We start from the raw sequence: 17728 nt of genomic DNA on the forward strand, positions 1-17728 counted from the left end.
CGTTGCGTGACGGCGGGGTTCCGCGGCGCGCGCCGATGCGGTTACGTTGGCCAGCCGACCGCTGCGGATCCACCCCGATGACCGACGTCCTGCTGGCCACCGCGGCCGCGCCGAGCCTCGCCGAAGCCATCGACGCCGCCGTGCGGCCGCTGGCGGACGCGCTTTCCGGCTTCATCTTCCACGCGGTGCCGGTCGGCGGTGGCGACGGCGGACCGGCGATGTTCCCGCTGATCGTCGGCTGGCTGATCGTCGCCGCGGTGGTCTCGACGCTGTACTTCCACTTCATCAACGTGCGCGGCTTCCGCCACGGCTTCGACCTGATCCGTGGCCGCTATGCCGAGCCCGGCGCGACCGGCGAGGTCAGCCACTTCCGCGCGCTGACCTCGGCGGTGTCGGGGACGGTCGGCCTGGGCAACATCGCCGGCGTCGCCGTGGCGATCGGCATCGGCGGCCCCGGCGCGACCTTCTGGATGATCGTCGCCGGCCTGCTGGCGATGAGTTCGAAGTTCGTCGAATGCACGCTCGGCGTGATGTACCGGGTCGAACACCCCGACGGCAGCGTCGGCGGCGGGCCGATGTACTACCTGCGCCGCGGCATCGCCGCGAACTTCCCGCGGCTGGCGCCGCTCGGGCTCGGGCTGGCGGTCGCCTACGCGCTGTGCACGATGATGGGCGCGGTCGGTTCCGGCGCCGCCTTCCAGGCCAACCAGGCCTATGCCCAGTTCGCCGGGCTCGGCCTGGCGAAGCTGCCGAACGCGCCGCTGTGGTTCGGCCTGGCCTATGCCGTGCTCGCCGGCGCGGTGATCCTCGGCGGCATCGGCCGCATCGGCAGCGTCACCGCGAAGCTGGTTCCGGGCATGGCCGTGCTCTATTTCGTCGGCGCGCTGTTCGTGATCCTGGTGAACCTGCCGGCGCTGCCCGGCGCGTTGCAGGCGATCATCGATGGCGCGTTCACCGCCGAGGGCGTCACCGGCGGCGTGGTCGGCGCGCTGATCCAGGGCTTCCGCCGCGCGGTGTTCTCGAACGAGGCCGGCCTGGGTTCGGCGGCGATCGCGCATTCGGCGGTGCGCACGCGCGAGCCGCTCAGCGAGGGCTTCGTCGCGCTGTGGGAACCCTTCATCGACACCGTCGTGATCTGCACGATGACCGCGCTGGTGATCGTGATCACCGGCCAGCACCTGGCCGGCGGCGCCGACGGCGTGCAGCTGACGTCGGCGGCCTTCGCGACCGTGTCGCCGTGGTTCCCGTACGTGCTGGCGGTCGTGGTGTTCCTGTTCGCGTTCTCGACGTCGATCACCTGGGGTTACTACGGCGCCACCGCCTGCGGCTTCCTGTTCCGCGAATCGAGGCTGGCGGTGCTGGTGTTCAAGCTGGTCTTCCTCGCCGGCACGATCGCCGGCTGCACGCTGCCGCTGGGCAGCATCGTCGACCTCGCCGACGCCCTCCTGTTCATCATGGCGGTGCCGAACCTGATCGGCGTCTACCTGCTGATGCCGGTGGTCAAGCGCGCCCTCGACGACTACCTGGCGCGGCTGCGCAGCGGTGCCATCAGCCCCACGCGCTGAGCCCCCGTCCCCCGTAGGAGCGGCTTCAGCCGCGATGCTTTTCACGCGCCAGAAGCATCGCGGCTGAAGCCGCTCCTACAGGGTGCGTGGGCTGGGGCCGAATACGCGGAAGGCGATCCAGCTGACGGCGGTGACCGCCAGCGCGCCGGCGATCATCGACCAGGGCGAGGTGAAGATCAGCAGGCCACAGCCGAGCAGGGCGCAGGCGCCGAGGATTTTCTCGCGCAGGCCCGAGGGCCGCTCCGGCGTGCCGACGATCAGCGCCAGGCCGGCGGCGAAGTAGGCGAGCACGATCAGCAGGGTGACCCAGCCGATCAGGGTGCCGAACTGTCCGGCGACCGTCGGCTCCAGGGTGATGAATGCGATCGCCGTCATCGCGAGCGCCACGAACAACAGGCCCCAGTGCGCGGCGCCGTTGGCGAGCGTGACCCCGAACCAGCGCGGCAGGTAGCCGCGCTGCGCGGCGCGGGCGCCGGCCTCGCCGGTGACCTGCATCCAGCCGCCGAGGGTGCCGGTCGCCTTCAGCGCGGCGGCGGCGGCGACCAGCGCCCCGGCCCAGGGGCCGAGGATCGTGATCGCGACCAGCGCGAACGGCGCCCCCGAGGCCGCCAGTTCCTGGTGCGGCACGATGCCCATCACCAGCACCGACGACAGCAGGTAGACGACGCCGGCGATCAGCACGCCGCAGATCGTCGCGCGGGCGACGTTGCGGTCGGGATCCTCGACCAGGCCGGCGACCATCGCCCCGGTCTCCAGGCCGATGAAGGCCCAGAACACCGGCGCGAGGTTGGCCAGCACGACCGCGAAGTCGCCGGTGTCGGTGACGTTCCAGGCGGCCGCATGGATGTCGCCGTCGAAACTGCCCCAGCCGGCGGTCAGCACCATCGCCACCGGCAGCAGGCCGAACACCACGCAGAACGACTGGAAGCGCGCGACCGGGCGCGGCCCGAGCAGGTTGATCGCGAACATCGCCCAGACCAGCACCAGCTGGCCGACCAGGTGCACGCCGGCGTCGTCGGCCGGGATCGGCAGCAGCATCACCAGGTAGCCGAAGGCGGCGACCGCGATCGCGTTGTTGCCCGCCCAGGCGGCGACCCAGTACAGCGTCGTCGCGAGGAAACCCATGTCGCGGCCGAGCGCCGGCCGCACGTAGTCGTCGGGACTGGTGAGGTCGGGGTAGTCGCGGGCGAGGCGGGCGAACGCCGCGCCGATGACGATCGCGATCACCATGCCGATCAGCCAGGAGAACGCGGTGACGCCGCCCTGGGTCGCCAGCGAGGCCGGCAGCAGGAAGAAGCCCGAGCCGATCATGTTGTTGGCCACGATGAACGTGGCCAGCACGGGGCCGATCTTCTTCACGGGACTCATGGCGTGTTCCGGTTGCCGGACTATGAAAGGAAACGCCGGCGCGGGGCCGGCGTTTCGGGGTGGGTCAGCGGCCCGGGGCGTCTTCGGGGAATTCGGGCATTTCGGGAACGTCGAGCTGCTCCTGCCCCTTCGCCAGCCGCGAGTTGTGCATGCCGTACACGAAGTACAGCACGATCGCGCCGAGCACGTACCAGCCGAAGAACACCAGCACCTTCATCTCGACGCTCGAGATCAGGTAGACGCAGCTGGCGACGCCGAGGATCGGCAACACCGGGAACAGCGGCACCTTGAAGCCGCGCGGCAGGTTCGGATGCGTGCGGCGCAGCCAGATCACCGCGATGCAGACGATCGCGAACGCCGCCAGGGTGCCGACCGAGGTCGCGTCGCCGAGGAAGTTGATGTCGAAGAAGGCCGCCGCGACCGCGGTGATCAGGCCGACCAGCATCGTGTTGACCCAGGGCGTGCGGAACTTCGGGTGCACCTTCGCGAACACGCTCGGCAGCAGGCCGTCGCGCGCCATCGTGTAGAAGATGCGGGTCTGGCCGTACATCAGCACCAGCACGACCGAGGTCAGGCCGATGATGGCGCCGATCTTGATGATCTTCGCGAACCAGGCCCACGACGGGCCGAGCGCGTCGACCGCGACCGCGACCGGATCCGGCACGTTCAGCATCTTGTAGTTCACGACCATCGTCATGACGATCGAGACCAGGATGTAGAGGATCGTGCAGACCAGCAGCGAGCCGATGATGCCGAAGGGCATGTCCTTCTTCGGGTTCTTGGCTTCCTGGCCGGCGGTCGAGACCGCCTCGAAACCGATGTAGGCGAAGAACACGATCGAGGCGGCGCGCATGATGCCGTCGAAGCCGTAACGGCCCTCGCCCTCGTTCGGCGGCACGAAGGGCTCCCAGTTCGCCTTCAGCACGTCGTAGTTGTCGATCGCGTACCAGCCGCAGACCAGGATGAAGGCGATGATCACCGTCATCTTCACCGCGACGATGGCGTTGTTGACCTTGGCGCTCTCCGACACGCCGATGACCAGCAGGATCGCCAGCGCGGCGCAGACCAGGAAGGCCGGCAGGTTGAAGATCGTGGTCACCGGGTTGCCGGCGGCGTCGAGCACCGGGGCGCCGTCGCGGATCAGCGCGTGGCCCATCGGACCGGTCAGTTCGGGAGGGATCCGCAGGCCGTAGTCGCCGAGCAGGCTGACCACGTAGCCCGACCAGCCGACGGCGACCACCGAGGCCGCCAGCCCGTACTCGAGCAGCAGCAGGGCGCCCATCACCCAGGCGGCGAACTCGCCGATGGTCGTGTAGCTGTAGGTATAGGCCGAGCCGGAGACCGGCAGGGTCGAGGACAGTTCGGCGTAGCACAGGCCGGCCAGGGCGCAGACGACGCCGGCGACCAGGAAGGCCAGCAGCACGGCCGGACCGGCATGCAGCGCGGCGGCATTGCCGGTGCGCACGAAGATGCCGGCGCCGATGATGCAGCCGATGCCGAGGAAGACGAGGTTCCAGGGGCCCAGCGTGCGCTTGAGCTGGCTGGTTTCGGTTTCACGCTGGACCTGTTCGACCGACTTGCGCAGAAGCAGGCGGCCGAGGATTCCCCGTTGGGTCGTGCTTGCCATCAATTGATCCCCATGGTGTTGACGCTTGCCGGCGGCGCGGCCGCCGGATCGTACATGAGGCATGAGGACCGGCGGAACGGCATACCGGCGAATCCCAGGCCACGTGGAAACGGCCAGACCTTACCCCGCGCCGCTCGGCGGGCACAAGCGCCCGCCGCGGCGTATCCGGGCGACAATGGCGGCCACGCTTGGGGAGAGACGGGACGATGACGGCAGCGGGTTTCGACGAGGATCGCTGGAAACGGGAACTGGACGACTACGCCGCGCGCTGGCCCGGCGAGGCGGCGACCGTGCAGGCCTTCGGCGAGCTGCTGAAGGCCGGTGATGCGGACGGCGATCGCTGGCGACGTGAGCGCCGGAACGGCCACTTCACCGGTTCCGCGTTCGTGGTCAGCGCCGACGGCCAGCGCACCCTGCTGCTGCATCACCGCAAGCTCGGCCGCTGGCTGCAGCCGGGTGGCCATGCGGACGGCGAGCGCGAGCTGGCGGCGGTGGCGCTGCGCGAGGCGGAGGAGGAGACCGGCCTGTCCGGTCTGGTGGTGGACCCGCGGATCTTCGATCTCGATCGCCACCCGATCCCGGCCCGCGGCGACGAGCCGGAACACTGGCACTACGACGTGCGCTTCGTGGTCCGCGCGGCCGGCGGCGAGGCCTTCCGCGCCAACGCGGAATCGCTGGCGCTGGCCTGGCAGCCGATCCGCGAGGTCGCGACGCGGCCGGCCTTCGAAGCCTCGCTGCGCCGCATGGCCCGCAAATGGCTAATGGCTGGGACGTACACCGTCAAGCGGGACGTACACCGTTAAGCACGCCGCAGGCGCTTAACGGTGTACGTCCCGCTTGACGGTGTACGTCCCGGGTTTGCTCAGGCGCGGCCGGCGAAGTCGCCGGTGACGGTCGAAACTTCGATCTTCTCGCCGTTGGCGATGTATTCCGGAACCATGATCTCGATGCCGGTGCTGAGCTTCGCCGGCTTCGGTCGCTTGGTCGCGGTGCCGCCCTTGAGTTCCGGCGGCGTCTCGATCACTTCCAGCACCACCGTCGGCGGTAGCTGCACCGACACCGGCGCGTCCTCGATCAGCAGCACGTAGCAGCCCTCGAGGCCGTCGGTGATGTAGCCGGCCAGGACGCCCACGGCGTCGGCATCGAGCTGGTAGGGCGTGTAGTGCTCGGCGTCGAGGAAGACGAAGGCCTCGCCGTCCTTGTACGAGAACGACGCCATCCGCCGCGTCAGCTCGATCTCGCGCAGCTCGTCGTCGGCGCCGCAGCTCAGGTCGTACTTCACGCCGCCCGGCACGCTGTACAGCGTGAAGCGGAACTTGACGTTGCCGCCGCGGCCCTGCGGCGAACTGCGCTCGATGTCGCGCACCTGGTAGACGGTGCCCGCGTGCTCGATCACGTTGCCCTTCTTGACGTCTGCAGCCTTCATGCGATTTCCCCGGCCGTCGCGGCCTTGTGTCGGTGGTACAGCTTCTCGTTCTGGTACCAGGTCAGCGCGCCGAACATCAGCCCGCCGCTGGTCCACAAAGCGGCGTTCAGCGCCAGCCACTTCGGCGTATAGGCGACCGCGCCGAGCATCAGCCCGCTGAAGCCCAGGCCCATCAGCACGAACATCGTGCCGCCCCAGGCCAGCAGGCCGCGCAGCAGGATGAAGCGGCTGCGGCCGCCGGCGCGGATCCGCGCCCACTTCGCCATCGCGGCGGCGAGGTCGAGCCGGCGCGGAATCACTTCGGCGCCAGCCGCGTCGCGCCGTCGAGGCGGATCGTCTCGCCGTTGAGGTAGGTGTTGCCGAGCACGTAGGCGACCAGGTCGGCGAACTCCTCCGGCCGGCCCAGCCGCGACGGGAACGGGATCGACGCCGCCAGCGACTGCTGCACGCTGTCCGGCATGCCGTCGACCATCGGCGTCCAGAACACGCCCGGCGCGATCGTGTTGACGCGGATGCCGAAGCGGGCGAGTTCGCGCGCCATCGGCAGCGTCATCGCCACCACGCCGCCCTTCGAGGCGGAATACGCGGCCTGGCCGATCTGGCCCTCGTAGGCGGCGACGCTGGCGGTGTTGACGATCACGCCGCGCTCGCCGTCGACGCCGGCGTCGTTGTGCTGCATCGCGTCGGCTGCCGCCTTGGCGACGTTGAAGCTGCCGACCAGGTTCACCTTCACCGTGGTCGCGAAGTGCTGCAGCGGCATCGGGCCTTCCTTGCCGAGCACGCGGCCGGCGCCGAGGATGCCGGCGCAGTTCACCGCGGCGTTCAGGCCGCCGAGGAATTCGCGCGCGGCGGCGACCGCGGCGGCGACCGCGGCCTCGTCGGCCACGTCGACGCGGAAATATTTCGCGGCCTCGCCGAGCTCGGCGACCGCGGCGGCGCCCTTGTCGTCGTTGAGGTCGAACAGGGCGACGCGGCCGCCTTCGGCGACCAGGCGGCGGGCGACGGCCAGGCCGAGGCCGGAGGCACCACCGGTGACGATGGCGCGGGAAGTCTGCAGTTGCATCGGAGTCTCCGCGGGAAAGCCGCGGATTCTAGCAGTCCGCCCCGGTCGGCTTTCAGCAGCCGACGCGGCGCAGGTAGGCCGCGAAGTCGTCGACCTCCAGCCCCGGCGCGTACAGGAAACCCTGGCCGCAACGGATGCCGATGCCGAGCAGGAATTCGCGCTGGGCGGCGGTCTCGATGCCCTCGGCGACCACCTCGAGCCCGAGCCCATGGCCGAGGCCGGCGACGGCCTGGCAGATCGCCACGTCCGACGGCGCCTCCGGCACGCCCTGCAGGAAGCCCTGCGCCAGCTTCAGGCCGTGGATCGGCAGCCGGCGCAGGTAGTTCAGCGCGCTGTAGCCCTCGCCGAAGTCGTCGATCGTCAGGCGCACACCGAGCGCGCGCAGGCGCTCGAAACTGTCGTGGGTGTCGGGGGCGTCCTCGATCAGCACCCGTTCGGTGAACTCCAGTTCCAGCCCTTCCCCGGGCAGATCGTGTTCGGCCAGCGCCGCGGCGATCACCTGCGGCAGGTCCTCGGTCAGGAACTGCCGCCAGGACACGTTCACCGCGACCCGCGGCAGCGCCAGGCCCTCGCGCCGCCAGGCGGCGAGCTGGCGGCAGGCGCTGTGCACGACCCACGCGCCGATGCGGACGATGTCGCCGGTGGTCTCGGCATGGCCGATGAAGGCATCCGGCGACATCTCGCCGAGCACCGGGCTGTGCCAGCGCAGCAGCGCCTCGGCGCGGTGCACGCGACCGTCGACGAGGTCGACCAGCGGCTGGTACACGAGCCGGAACTCGCCGTTGTCGAGCGCCCGCCGCAGCTGGCCCTCGACCTGCACGCGGTCGCTCTGCCGACGCGCGAGTTCGGGATTGAAGCGCTGCCAGGTGTTGCGGCCGCGGCGCTTGGCGTCGTACATCGCGGCGTCGGCGTTGTTCACCAGCTGCTGCACGCTGCGGCCGTCCTGCGGATGCCGGGCGATGCCGACGCTGGTGGTGATCGTGAATTCCTCGCCGGCGCAGCGGAACGGTGCGTTGAACGCGCCGGTGATGCGGCTGGCCAGTGCTTCCGCGGCGCCTTCGGCGACGTCGACGACCGCGAGGAACTCGTCGCCGCCGAAGCGCGCCAGCTGGCCGCCGGGCACGCAGGCCTCCAGGCGCTGCGCGACCGACACCAGCAGGTGGTCGCCGGCGGCGTGCCCGAGCAGGTCGTTGACCAGCTTGAAGCGGTCGAGGTCGATGTAGAGCACGGTCGGACCGTCGCCACCGGTCTCGAGCCGGCGTTCGAGTTCGGCGAGGATGCCGTCGCGGTTGAACAGGCCGGTCAGCGGATCGGTGCGCGCGCGGCTGCGCAGCGCTTCCTCGATCTGCCGGTGCTGGGTGATGTCCTGCAGCGTGCCGGTGATGCGGGTGGACATCGGCGCCCGGCCTTCGCTCTGGCCGATGAAGCGCACCCAGCGGCGCTCGCCGTCGCGGCGGCGCAGCGGCACCTCGAGGTCGAAGCCGCCGCCGTGCCGCAGCAGGGTCAGCACCGCGTCCTCGACCTGCGGCCGCTGGCCGGCCTCGACGTGGGCGAGCACGTCGTCCAGGTGCGCCGGCGGGTCCTCGTGGCGGCCGAGGATGCGCAGCGATTCCCCGGTGAGGTAGAGCCGGCCGCGGCCGCCGTCCCATTCCCAGCCGCCGATGCGCGCCAGCGTCTGCGCGCGCACGAACATCGCGCTGTCGCGCTTGAGTTCGGTGACGTCGGAGAACAGCGAGACGACCTGGTGCGGCCGTTCCTCGCCGGGCCGGATCTGCGGCACCGAGGTCGCCGAGATCCAGGTCAGCTGCTGGCGCAGGTGGTGGTAGAGGCCGAGCAGGGTGCTCTCGACGATCTCGCCGGTGCGCAGCGCCCGCAGCGGCGGCATGTCGCGGAAGGCGATCGGGTAACCACGCTGGTCGACCACCAGCCAGTCCTGCCAGCGCAACGCCCCGGGCAGGTCGGCGCCGGCCTCGATGCCGAGGATGCGCAGCGCCGCCGCATTGCCCGACAGCACCTCGCCGCCGGCGCCCTGGAAGATCACGCCCTTGTCGATCGCATTCAGCAGCGCCTGGTAGTTCAACTCCGCTTCGACGCGATGGCTGAGGTCGCGCGCGACCGCGACCACGCGTAGTTCGTCGCCGTCGTACAGCGCCGCCGAATGCACCTCGACCGGGAAGCGGCTGCCGTCGGCGCGCATGTTCTCGACCTCGATCACATAGGTCTCGCCGCGTTCGAGCGCCGCCACCGCCGGCACCATGTGGTCGGCCGGCAGGTCGGGGTTGATGACGTGCACGAGCTCGCCGACGAGTTCCTCGCGGCGGCGGCCCCAGGCGCGCAGGCCGGCGCGGTTCAGGTCGAGGATGCGGCCCTCGCGGTCGAGGATCGTGATCGGGTCGGGAACCGCATCGAGCAGGGCCCGCAGGCGTGCGCCGGCTGCCGGCGTGCCGTCGGCGGGCGGGGCGGTGGCGCGTGGCGCGTCACCGTCGTTCGAGGGGCAATCCGGATGCATTCCGTATCCACGTCGCGTGGGCCCGGAATCGAGGATACACCCGGCCCGCACGGGCTCCAGCCGTGTGGGACCGCCGGGGTAAGGGGCTGCGGCGCGCGCTCAGCCGGCGGCGACGGTGACCTTGCTGCCGCTGGAGCGGCCGAGCAGGGCGGCCAGCCAGCGGCCGGTCTCGACCAGCGCCGCGAGGTCGACGCCGGTAGCGATGCCCATGCCCTCGAGCATGTAGACGACGTCCTCGGTGGCGACATTGCCGCTGGCGCCGGCCGCGTACGGGCAGCCGCCGGTGCCCGACACCGCGGCGTCGACCACGGCCACGCCTTCCTCGAGGCAGGCGAGGATGTTCGCCAGCGCCTGGCCGCGGGTGTCGTGGAAATGCACCGCCAGTGCCGGCATCGGCACGTCCGCGGCGACCGCGCGCAACATCGCCCGCGCCTTGCCCGGCGTGCCGATGCCGATGGTGTCGCCGAGTGAGACCTCGTAGCAGCCGAGCGCGTGCAGGCGGCCGGCGACGCGGACGACGTCGGCCAGCGGCACCTCCCCCTGGTAGGGGCAGCCGAGCACCGTGGAGACGTAGCCGCGCACGCGCACGCCGTCGCTGGCGGCGCGCTCCAGCACCGGCTCGAAGCGCGCGATGCTCTCGTCGATCGAGGCGTTGATGTTGCGGCGGTTGAAGGCCTCGGACGCGGCGGTGAACACCGCGACCTCGCGGGCACCGGCGGCGAGCGCGCGCTCGTAGCCCTGCAGGTTCGGCACCAGCACCGGATAGGCCACGCCCGCGCGCCTGTCGATGCCGGCGAAGACCTCGGCGGCGTCGGCGAGCTGCGGCACCCACTTCGGGCTGACGAAACTGGTGGCTTCGATGCTGCGCAGACCGGTCGCCGACAGCCGGTCGATCAGTTCGATCTTGGCGGCGGCCGGGATGATCGTCTTCTCGTTCTGCAGGCCGTCGCGCGGGCCGACCTCGACGATGCGTACCGCGGCGGGCAGGGTCACCGTGACGCCTCGGGGTCGCGGCGGAAGCGGCCGGGTTCGGCAGCGAACAGGCCGGATCGGCCGAGCAGGTCCGGGTTCGCCTCGCCGGTCAGCCGGTTGAACAGGGTGCTGTCGGCGAAACGGGTCTCGCCGGCGACCTCGCCATCGATGATCGCGTGCGCCAGCGGCTTGTCGGCGACCTGCCAGACCAGCAGTTCTTCGCCGTCGATGCGCCAGCGCACCAGCATCACGTCACCGGCCGGGAAACGGTAGTCCTCGCGGCCCAGGCGCAGCGGCCAGTTGGCGTCGAACCAGGCATAGGCCAGGCCCTCGTGCCGCGCGATCGAGATCCGCGTCTCGTCGATCCGGCGCGAACCCTCGCTGCGCATGTCGACGACCAGCAGGCAACTGGCGTCGATGCGCAGCCGGATCTCGCTCGCGGCGCCGGCCTGGCCATCGTCCTCGAGCGAATTCCAGCGGCCGACGAGGGCCGGGTCGCAGCCCGGCTCGGCGGCGAGCGGCGCCTTCTCGAACGAGGTCGCCTGGCAGGCGGCGAGCAGCAGGCTCGCGGCGGCGACTGCGGTGGCGGGGAAGAACGGGCGGTTCATGCTTGCGGCTCCAGGCTCAGCAGCAGGGTGTCGGCTTCGACGAACTCGCCGGCGGTCGCCGACACCGCGGCGACGGTACCGGCGCGCGGCGCCTTCAGGCTCAGCTCCATCTTCATCGCCTCCATCACCAGCAGCTCCTCGCCTTCGGCGACGGCCTGGCCCGGGGACGCGCGCACCAGCACGATGCGGCCCGGCATCGGCGCGGTGACGCGGTCGCCGGCGCCGGCCGCGGCGCTGTCGTCGAAGCGGAAGCCGGGCACGCGCTGCAGCTCCAGCCGCTGCTCGCCGTCGTGGGCGGCGGCGCTGTCGGCATCGGCGTAGGCGCGCAGGCGCCGCGCGCGCCCGTCGATGCGTAGCGACAGGCGGCCATCGACGATCCGCGCCGCCGCGACCGCGATCGCTTCGCCGCAGCCGCGAATCACATGGTTGCCGTCGGCGCCACGCGCATGCAGCTCGACCCGTTCGCCGGCGTGCAGGAAGACGAGCAGGCGGTCGCCGGCATGGCCGAGCCGCCAGCCGTCGGCGATCGCCCAGGGCGAATGCGGATCGCCACTGCCGGCGGCGTCGGCGAGGGTGGCGGCCTCGTCGTGCAGCAGCGCCGCGGTCGCCGCGGCGGCGAGCAGGTCGCGATCCGGCGCCGCATCGACGGCCGGCAGCACCTCGTCGAGATGGCGGTCGAGCCAGGCCGTGTGGATCGTCGCGTCGACGACCACCGGATGCCGCACCAGCCGCTCGAGGAAGGCGATGTTCGACTTCGGGCCGACGATCACGCAGTCGGCCAGCGCCTCGCGCAGCTTCGCCAGCGCGCGCGGCCGGTCTTCGCCATGCACGATCAGCTTGGCGATCATCGGGTCGTAGAAGATCGTCACGGTGTCGCCTTCGACCACGCCGGCATCGATGCGAACGCCGTCGCCGGGCGCCGGCAGCCGCAGCGTCTGCAGCCGGCCGGAGCCGGGCAGGAAGCCGGCGGCCGGATCCTCGGCGTACAGGCGCACCTCGATCGCGTGCCCGCGCTGGGTGATCGCGTCCTGCGCGAGCGGCAGCGGCGCGCCGGCGGCGACCCGCAGCTGCCATTCGACCAGGTCGAGCCCGGTGACCAGCTCGGTGACCGGATGTTCGACCTGCAGCCGCGTGTTGATCTCCATGAAGAAGAAGTCGCCGGAGGCATCGACGATGAACTCGACGGTGCCGGCGTTGACGTAGTCGATGGCCTGCGCCGCGGCGATCGCCGCCGCCCCCATCGCCGCGCGCCGTTCCGGCGTCAGGAAGGGCGAGGGCGATTCCTCGATCACTTTCTGGTAGCGCCGCTGCGCCGAGCACTCGCGCTCGCCGAGATGGATGGTGTTGCCCTGCGAATCGGCGAAGACCTGGATCTCGATATGGCGCGGGTTCTCGATGTAGCGCTCGAGCAGCACGCGATCGCGACCGAAGGCACCGGCGGCTTCGCGCCGGCAGGATTCCAGCGCCGCCGCGAACTCGCCGCGTTCGCGGACGATGCGCATGCCCTTGCCGCCGCCGCCGTGCGCGGCCTTGATCATCAGCGGATAACCGACGCGGTCGGCCTCGGCCTGCAGCCGCGCCGGGTCCTGGTCCTCGCCGGTATAGCCGGGCACCACCGGCACGCCACGCGCCGCCATCAGCTCCTTGGCGCCGGCCTTCGAGCCCATCTTTCGCATCGACGCGCCGGACGGGCCGATGAACACCAGCCCGGCGGCGGCGACCGCGTCGGCGAAGTCGGCGTTTTCCGACAGGAAGCCGTAGCCCGGATGGATCGCCTGCGCACCCGCGCGCCGCGCGACCTCGATGATCGCCTCGCCACGCAGGTAGCTGTCCTGCGGCCGCGGCCCGCCGATCGGCCAGGCCTCGTCGGCCAGGCGCACGTGCTGGGCATCGGCGTCCGCCTCCGAATACACCGCGACGGTGCGGATACCGAGGCGGCGGCAGGTGCGGATGACCCGGCAGGCGATTTCCCCGCGATTGGCGATCAGCACTTTGTCAAAGGTCTTCATCGACAACGGATTTTCCCGGATAAGAGCCGATAAGGCGATTAGCGAGGATACGCCGGCGGATCGCCGGTCGTGGCCCGAAGTTCAGCAGCATGCCCACGGGAATCGAGGTCGCCTTGAGATAGTTGATGAGCTGGGCGTCGTGGATCGGCGCCAGTTCCTGCCGTGCCTTGATCTCCAGGACGACCTTGCCCGGGATAAGCAGGTCCGCACGATATTCCCCGACCACCACCCCGCGAAAGAACACGTCCACGCGCCCCTGCTGCACAACGTCGACGCCCATCCCGCGGAGCGACACCACGAGAGCATTCTCGTAGACATGCTCCAGAAAACCGGTCCCGAGGCCGTTGTAGACATCGTAGAACGCGCGGATGACGAGGCGGGTCGTCTCGCGATGGATCAATCGGCTTTCATCGGTTTTGATCCGTTGTCGAGCGTCCATGCCGGCGGTCGTTTGGCGAGGAAGGCGCTCAGGCCTTCCTGGCCTTCGGGGGAGACCCGCAGTCTGGCGATCAGCGCGGCGTTGGCGGCATCGGTGATCGCCGCGGTCTCGGGTGCGAAGCCCGCCATGCGCAGGGCGAGTTGCTTGGCTTCGCGCTGGGCGACCGGGCCGCCCTTGCGCCAGAAGTGCAGCGCGCGGTCGACGGTGGCGTCGAGGTCGGCGGCGGCGGTGACTTCGTGCAGCAGGCCGATGCGGTGGGCTTCGGCGGCGTCGATGACCTCGGCGCCTGTGAACAGCCGGCGGGCGTGGCGCGGGCCGATCGCGGCGATCACATAGGGCGAGATCACCGCCGGCACCAGGCCCAGCTTCACTTCCGACAGCGAGAACTTCGCCGTGTCGACGCCGATCGCCAGGTCGCAGCAGGCGACCAGGCCGACGCCGCCGCCGTAGGCGGAACCGTTGACGCGCGCGATCGTCGGCTTCGACAGGAAGTTCAGCGTGCGCATCAGCTTCGCCAGGCGCAGCGAGTCGTCGCGGTTTTCCTGCTCGCTGGCCGCCGCCATGCGCCGCATCCAGTGGAGGTCGGCGCCGGCGGAGAAGGTGGCGCCGTCGCCGCCGAGCACCACCGCGCGCACCGTAGGGTCGGCGTCGAGCGCTTCCAGCGCCGCGGTGAGTTCGGCGATCAGGGCGTCGTCGAAGGCGTTGTGCAGGGCCGGGCGGGCGAGGCTGAGACGGGCGACGCCGGCGGCGGTTTCGAGGCGGATGGCCTGGGTCATCGGGGACTCCGGGAAGGCGGGGCTTCAGCCCTGGTCGGGTACGGGCGGCGGCGGCGTCGTGCCCGGCGGCTGGTAGTGCCAGGGCGCCGGGCCGGTCGGTACCGGCGGTGGGTTCGCGGTGCTTTCGGCGCCGCCGATGCCGACGGCCACCACTGCGATGAAGAGCAGGCAGAGCAGCACGAACGTCAGCTGCAGCGGACGCGGGTGCGCGGCCTGTTCGCGCGGGCTGCCGCCGTGCCGCAAGGCCAGGCCGCGGTCGACGAGCATCGCCAGCACCGGCGTCGCCCACATCGCCGACAGCATCGTCGGCAGCGGCCATTGCCGGAAGCTGATCAGGGTCGCCTCGGTCGCGTAGAGGACCAGGAAGCAGAGCAGACCGAGGAGGTAGCGGGGCCGGCCGAGCACGCGCACCGCGGCGTACGCAGCCAGGGCGACGGCGATGATCCGGGTGCGCTCGCCGCCCGCCGCGAGCAGCGCCGAGCCGGCGAGCACGCCGAGGGTGACGAGTTCGAAACTCCAGCTGCCGAGCCGCCTCGCGAGCGCCTCCTCGAGGGCGAACCCGCCGGCGCGCAGCAGGTGCGCGGCGAACAGCGCGGCCGCCAGCCCGCCCAGCCACGGCGCGACCTTCGCGGCGGCGTCGGCATCGACGAACAGCGCGACCAGCAGCAGCGCCAGGCCGCCGTGGACGAGGCTGCGCGCCAGACTCAGCAGCAGCCGGCGCCAGTCGAGGCGGCGGGGATCACCCAGGGCGAGGTAGCGTTCCCGCCGCTGCGGGTCCATCGCCTCGCGCGCGATCTCGCCGCCGAGATGCTCGAGGTCGCCGATCCGGTTGCGCAGGCGTCCGAGCATGCCCGGCGTCAGCAACAGCAGCGCAGTGCGCCAGCGCGCCGGCGGGTCGACCAGCTCGGCGTCGATCTGGGCGTCGAACCAGGTCACGCGCTGGCCGGATGGGACCCGCGGCAGCGGACGGCGGCGGAAGCGTTCGCGCAGCATCACCTGTTCGCGTGTCTGTTCGACCCGCTCGCGCAGCCACCAGCCGCCCGGTCCGACGTCGTCGAGACCGAAGAAATCGGCCAACGCCTCCAGCGTCTGCAGCGGCACCGGCGGCGCCTGCCCGGCGGCGATGCGCATCACCTCGACCGTCAGCATCTGCTTGAGCTGGAACGAGTACAGCTCCGGCCGCGCGTACAGCCACTGCGTCACCGCGCCCGGGCTGCCGGCGTGCAGCAGCGGCAACAGCTCCCGCATGAACGCGTCGAAGTCGAACAGCTGCGGCGGTTCGGGTTCGGCTGCGGTTTCGGGTTCGGGTACGGGCTCGGGTACGGATTCGGACTCGGATTCCGGTTCCGGCTCGGCGTCGGGCTCGAAGGCTGGTTGATGTACCGGCGCCGCGTCCCTGGTGTGGTCCCCGGCGTGGTCCTCGGCGACGTCGACGGCGGCAGCGGGCGATTGTCCGGCGCTCTCCCACGCCCGCCGCTCGATCAGCGCGAGGCACTGCCGGTAGGCCTCGTTCAGGCGCTGGAAGCCGGCCGGGTCGTCGTCCGGACGCGTGCGCTTGAGCAGGCGCGCGTAGGCGCGTTTCACCGCGGCGGCGTCGGCGCCCGCGTCGAGGCCGAGGGCCGCGAAGGGCATCAGCGCACCTGCTGCTCGAAGTCGTCGAGGGCGGCGGAAAGCTCGCGCCGCTCGCGTTCGATCTGCACCGTGTCCTGGCTCTCCAGCGTCGCGATGAAGCGGGTGAGCCAGCGCGACAGCAGCTCCCGGGCCTCGCCGAGGTGTTCCTCGTAGAGGCGTTCGCAGCGGGCGACGACGGCGATGTTCGCCTGCTGTTCGCGCGGATGCACCTTCAGCGCCGCGAGCGCGGCGAAACGCGCGGCGATCTCCTCGCGTCCCATCGCGCCCGGGTTCTTCTCCAGGATCAGTTCGTGCCGCTGCTTCGTCGCGATCACCTCGACCTCGACCTGCAGCACGCCGTTGACGTCGTAGGTGAAGCGCACGTCGATCGGGTTCTCCTGGGCCTTCTTCTTCGGGATGCGGATGTTGAGCTCGCCGAGGCGGACGTTGTTGGCGACGCGCGGACTTTCGCCCTGGTAGACCTCGAGCTTCAGCTCGGTCTGGAAGTCCTGCGAGGGCCAGAAGGTCTCGACCCGGCTCACCGGCACGGTGGCGTTGCGCTCGATCAGCGGCGCGAAATGGCCGTCGCTGCGGCGGCCGCGTTCGTCGGTGCGGCTGGTGGCGATGCCGAGGGTGTACGGGGAAACGTCGGTGAGGACGATCTCCTCGAGCGTCTCGTCGCGCGCCTTCATGCCGGCGGCGACCGCGGCGCCGAGGCCGATCGCCTGGTCCGGGCTGACGTGGCGCAGCGGCAGCTTGCCGAGCATGCGCGCGATCAGCCGGGCGACCAGCGGCATGCGCGAGGCGCCGCCGACCAGCACGACCTCGTCGAGCTGCTGCGGGTCGAGGCGGGCGTCGCGCAGGGCGCGTTCGATCGGTGCGCGCAGGCGCTGCACCAGCGGCTCGACCAGCTTCGCGAAGCGGTCCTCGTCGATCCGCCATTGCAGGTCGCGGCCGTCGAGCGTGAAGTTCACCTCCGCCTCGTGCGCGCTGCTGAGCTGGTGCTTGGCGCGCTCGACGCGGGCGGCGAGCTGGGCGCGCAGGTTCGCCGGCAGGTCGCTGCCGCGGATGTTCCAGCTCGCGCAGCAGTCGGCGAGCAGCGCCTGCAGGAAGTCCTCGCCGCCCAGGTAGTTGTCGCCGGCGGTCGCGTGCACCTGCATCACCCCGTCGAAGGCTTCCAGGATCGAGACGTCGAAGGTGCCGCCGCCGAGGTCGAAGATCAGGAAGGTCGATTCGTCCTTGCGCTCCTGCAGGCCGTAGGCCAGCGCCGCCGCGGTCGGCTCGTTGATCAGCCGCTCGACCTTCAGCCCGGCCAGCTCGCCGGCGATGCGGGTGGCCTTGCGCTGCGAATCGCTGAAGTAGGCCGGCACGCTGATGACGGCCTCGGTCACCTTTTCGCCGAGCTGGCTCTCGGCGTCGGCGACCAGCGCGCGCAGCACCATCGCCGACAGTTCCTCGGCGCGGAAGCTGCGGTCGCCGAGGTGGACCACGCGGTCGGTGCCCATGTAGCGCTTGAACACCGCCGCGCCGCGCTCGGGCGCGATGGCCATGCGGTCGCGGGCGGCGGCGCCGACCAGCAAGCGGCCGTCGCCGTCGAGCGCGACCACCGACGGCGTCAGCAGTTCGCCGAGGGGATTGGCGATCAGGTGCGGGCGGCCGCCGTCGTAGATTCCGATCAGGGAATGGGTGGTGCCGAGGTCGATGCCGACGATCATTGTGCGCGCTGTCCGGCGCCGGCGATGCCCGGCGAAGTTG

15 protein-coding genes are annotated in these 17728 nt (G+C 71.1%); 2 read left to right on the forward strand and 13 right to left on the reverse strand.

The window, feature by feature from the left end:
* Nucleotides 1–77: 77 nt before the first annotated feature.
* Nucleotides 78–1565 carry an alanine/glycine:cation symporter family protein gene (locus K311_RS0101985; RefSeq protein ID WP_026815931.1) on the forward strand — a complete coding sequence of 496 codons (1488 nt, stop codon included), beginning with the start codon at nucleotides 78–80 and terminating at the stop codon, nucleotides 1563–1565.
* Between the two features lie 75 nt (nucleotides 1566–1640).
* Here K311_RS0101985 and K311_RS14820 read toward each other — a convergent pair whose 3' ends face one another.
* Both K311_RS14820 and K311_RS0101995 read right to left on the reverse strand, forming a co-directional pair.
* Nucleotides 1641–2933, reverse strand: a complete 1293-nt coding sequence (locus tag K311_RS14820; protein ID WP_052049150.1) for an amino acid permease — start codon at nucleotides 2931–2933, stop codon at nucleotides 1641–1643.
* Between the two features lie 64 nt (nucleotides 2934–2997).
* Nucleotides 2998–4560: an amino acid permease gene (locus K311_RS0101995; RefSeq protein ID WP_026815932.1), complete on the reverse strand. Its 1563-nt coding sequence runs from the start codon at nucleotides 4558–4560 to the stop codon at nucleotides 2998–3000.
* A 206-nt stretch (nucleotides 4561–4766) separates the two neighbouring features.
* On the opposite strand from K311_RS0101995, the gene K311_RS14825 reads away from it, so the two are divergent.
* A complete protein-coding gene (locus K311_RS14825; RefSeq protein WP_051239377.1) occupies nucleotides 4767–5363 on the forward strand; it encodes an NUDIX hydrolase in 597 nt (198 codons plus the stop codon).
* A gap of 59 nt (nucleotides 5364–5422) precedes the next feature.
* On the opposite strand, the gene efpL is transcribed toward K311_RS14825, so the two are convergent.
* From efpL to K311_RS0102055, 11 genes are all read right to left on the reverse strand, one after another.
* Entirely contained in the window at nucleotides 5423–5986 is a 564-nt protein-coding gene (gene efpL / locus K311_RS0102005) for an elongation factor P-like protein EfpL (RefSeq protein ID WP_026815933.1), read from the reverse strand.
* Nucleotides 5983–6285 (reverse strand): hypothetical protein, encoded by a 303-nt coding sequence (locus tag K311_RS0102010; protein WP_026815934.1) that lies wholly within the window; start codon nucleotides 6283–6285, stop codon nucleotides 5983–5985. Before K311_RS0102010 ends, efpL begins: the two co-directional genes overlap by 4 nt.
* A complete protein-coding gene (locus K311_RS0102015) occupies nucleotides 6282–7049 on the reverse strand; it encodes an SDR family NAD(P)-dependent oxidoreductase (protein ID WP_026815935.1) in 768 nt (255 codons plus the stop codon). The genes K311_RS0102010 and K311_RS0102015 overlap by 4 nt, the downstream gene beginning before the upstream one ends.
* Before the next feature lie 52 nt (nucleotides 7050–7101).
* Nucleotides 7102–9558 carry a sensor domain-containing protein gene (locus tag K311_RS17365; RefSeq protein WP_051239378.1) on the reverse strand — a complete coding sequence of 819 codons (2457 nt, stop codon included), beginning with the start codon at nucleotides 9556–9558 and terminating at the stop codon, nucleotides 7102–7104.
* A gap of 99 nt (nucleotides 9559–9657) precedes the next feature.
* Nucleotides 9658–10545 carry a hydroxymethylglutaryl-CoA lyase gene (locus K311_RS0102025; protein ID WP_043798052.1) on the reverse strand — a complete coding sequence of 296 codons (888 nt, stop codon included), beginning with the start codon at nucleotides 10543–10545 and terminating at the stop codon, nucleotides 9658–9660.
* A gap of 2 nt (nucleotides 10546–10547) precedes the next feature.
* Nucleotides 10548–11138, reverse strand: coding sequence for a hypothetical protein (locus K311_RS0102030; protein WP_026815937.1), 591 nt, complete (start codon nucleotides 11136–11138; stop codon nucleotides 10548–10550).
* Nucleotides 11135–13147 carry an acetyl/propionyl/methylcrotonyl-CoA carboxylase subunit alpha gene (locus tag K311_RS0102035; RefSeq protein WP_043798032.1) on the reverse strand — a complete coding sequence of 671 codons (2013 nt, stop codon included), beginning with the start codon at nucleotides 13145–13147 and terminating at the stop codon, nucleotides 11135–11137. The genes K311_RS0102030 and K311_RS0102035 overlap by 4 nt, the downstream gene beginning before the upstream one ends.
* Nucleotides 13134–13547 (reverse strand): GxxExxY protein, encoded by a 414-nt coding sequence (locus tag K311_RS14835; RefSeq protein ID WP_051239379.1) that lies wholly within the window; start codon nucleotides 13545–13547, stop codon nucleotides 13134–13136. Before K311_RS14835 ends, K311_RS0102035 begins: the two co-directional genes overlap by 14 nt.
* Nucleotides 13544–14362, reverse strand: coding sequence for an enoyl-CoA hydratase-related protein (locus tag K311_RS0102045; protein ID WP_026815939.1), 819 nt, complete (start codon nucleotides 14360–14362; stop codon nucleotides 13544–13546). The genes K311_RS14835 and K311_RS0102045 overlap by 4 nt, the downstream gene beginning before the upstream one ends.
* 24 nt (nucleotides 14363–14386) lie before the next feature.
* Complete coding sequence (locus K311_RS0102050) at nucleotides 14387–15994, reverse strand: hypothetical protein (RefSeq protein WP_026815940.1); 1608 nt, start codon at nucleotides 15992–15994, stop codon at nucleotides 14387–14389.
* Nucleotides 15994–17688: a molecular chaperone HscC gene (locus K311_RS0102055; RefSeq protein ID WP_026815941.1), complete on the reverse strand. Its 1695-nt coding sequence runs from the start codon at nucleotides 17686–17688 to the stop codon at nucleotides 15994–15996. Before K311_RS0102055 ends, K311_RS0102050 begins: the two co-directional genes overlap by 1 nt.
* Nucleotides 17689–17728: the final 40 nt, after the last annotated feature.

This window comes from Arenimonas composti TR7-09 = DSM 18010 (assembly GCF_000426365.1).
GTDB classification, from domain to species: domain Bacteria; phylum Pseudomonadota; class Gammaproteobacteria; order Xanthomonadales; family Xanthomonadaceae; genus Arenimonas; species Arenimonas composti.

Excerpts from the sequence above, each read along its gene's own strand:
- K311_RS0101985 (WP_026815931.1), top strand. The coding sequence starts at position 78 with ATGACCGACGTCCTGCTGGCCACCGCGGCCGCGCCGAGCCTCGCCGAA.
- K311_RS14820 (WP_052049150.1), bottom strand. The coding sequence starts at position 2,933 with ATGAGTCCCGTGAAGAAGATCGGCCCCGTGCTGGCCACGTTCATCGTG.
- K311_RS0101995 (WP_026815932.1), bottom strand. The coding sequence starts at position 4,560 with ATGGCAAGCACGACCCAACGGGGAATCCTCGGCCGCCTGCTTCTGCGC.
- K311_RS14825 (WP_051239377.1), top strand. The coding sequence starts at position 4,767 with ATGACGGCAGCGGGTTTCGACGAGGATCGCTGGAAACGGGAACTGGAC.
- efpL (WP_026815933.1), bottom strand. The coding sequence starts at position 5,986 with ATGAAGGCTGCAGACGTCAAGAAGGGCAACGTGATCGAGCACGCGGGC.
- K311_RS0102015 (WP_026815935.1), bottom strand. The coding sequence starts at position 7,049 with ATGCAACTGCAGACTTCCCGCGCCATCGTCACCGGTGGTGCCTCCGGC.
- K311_RS17365 (WP_051239378.1), bottom strand. The coding sequence starts at position 9,558 with ATGCATCCGGATTGCCCCTCGAACGACGGTGACGCGCCACGCGCCACC.
- K311_RS0102030 (WP_026815937.1), bottom strand. The coding sequence starts at position 11,138 with ATGAACCGCCCGTTCTTCCCCGCCACCGCAGTCGCCGCCGCGAGCCTG.
- K311_RS0102035 (WP_043798032.1), bottom strand. The coding sequence starts at position 13,147 with ATGAAGACCTTTGACAAAGTGCTGATCGCCAATCGCGGGGAAATCGCC.
- K311_RS0102045 (WP_026815939.1), bottom strand. The coding sequence starts at position 14,362 with ATGACCCAGGCCATCCGCCTCGAAACCGCCGCCGGCGTCGCCCGTCTC.
- K311_RS0102050 (WP_026815940.1), bottom strand. The coding sequence starts at position 15,994 with ATGCCCTTCGCGGCCCTCGGCCTCGACGCGGGCGCCGACGCCGCCGCG.
- K311_RS0102055 (WP_026815941.1), bottom strand. The coding sequence starts at position 17,688 with ATGATCGTCGGCATCGACCTCGGCACCACCCATTCCCTGATCGGAATC.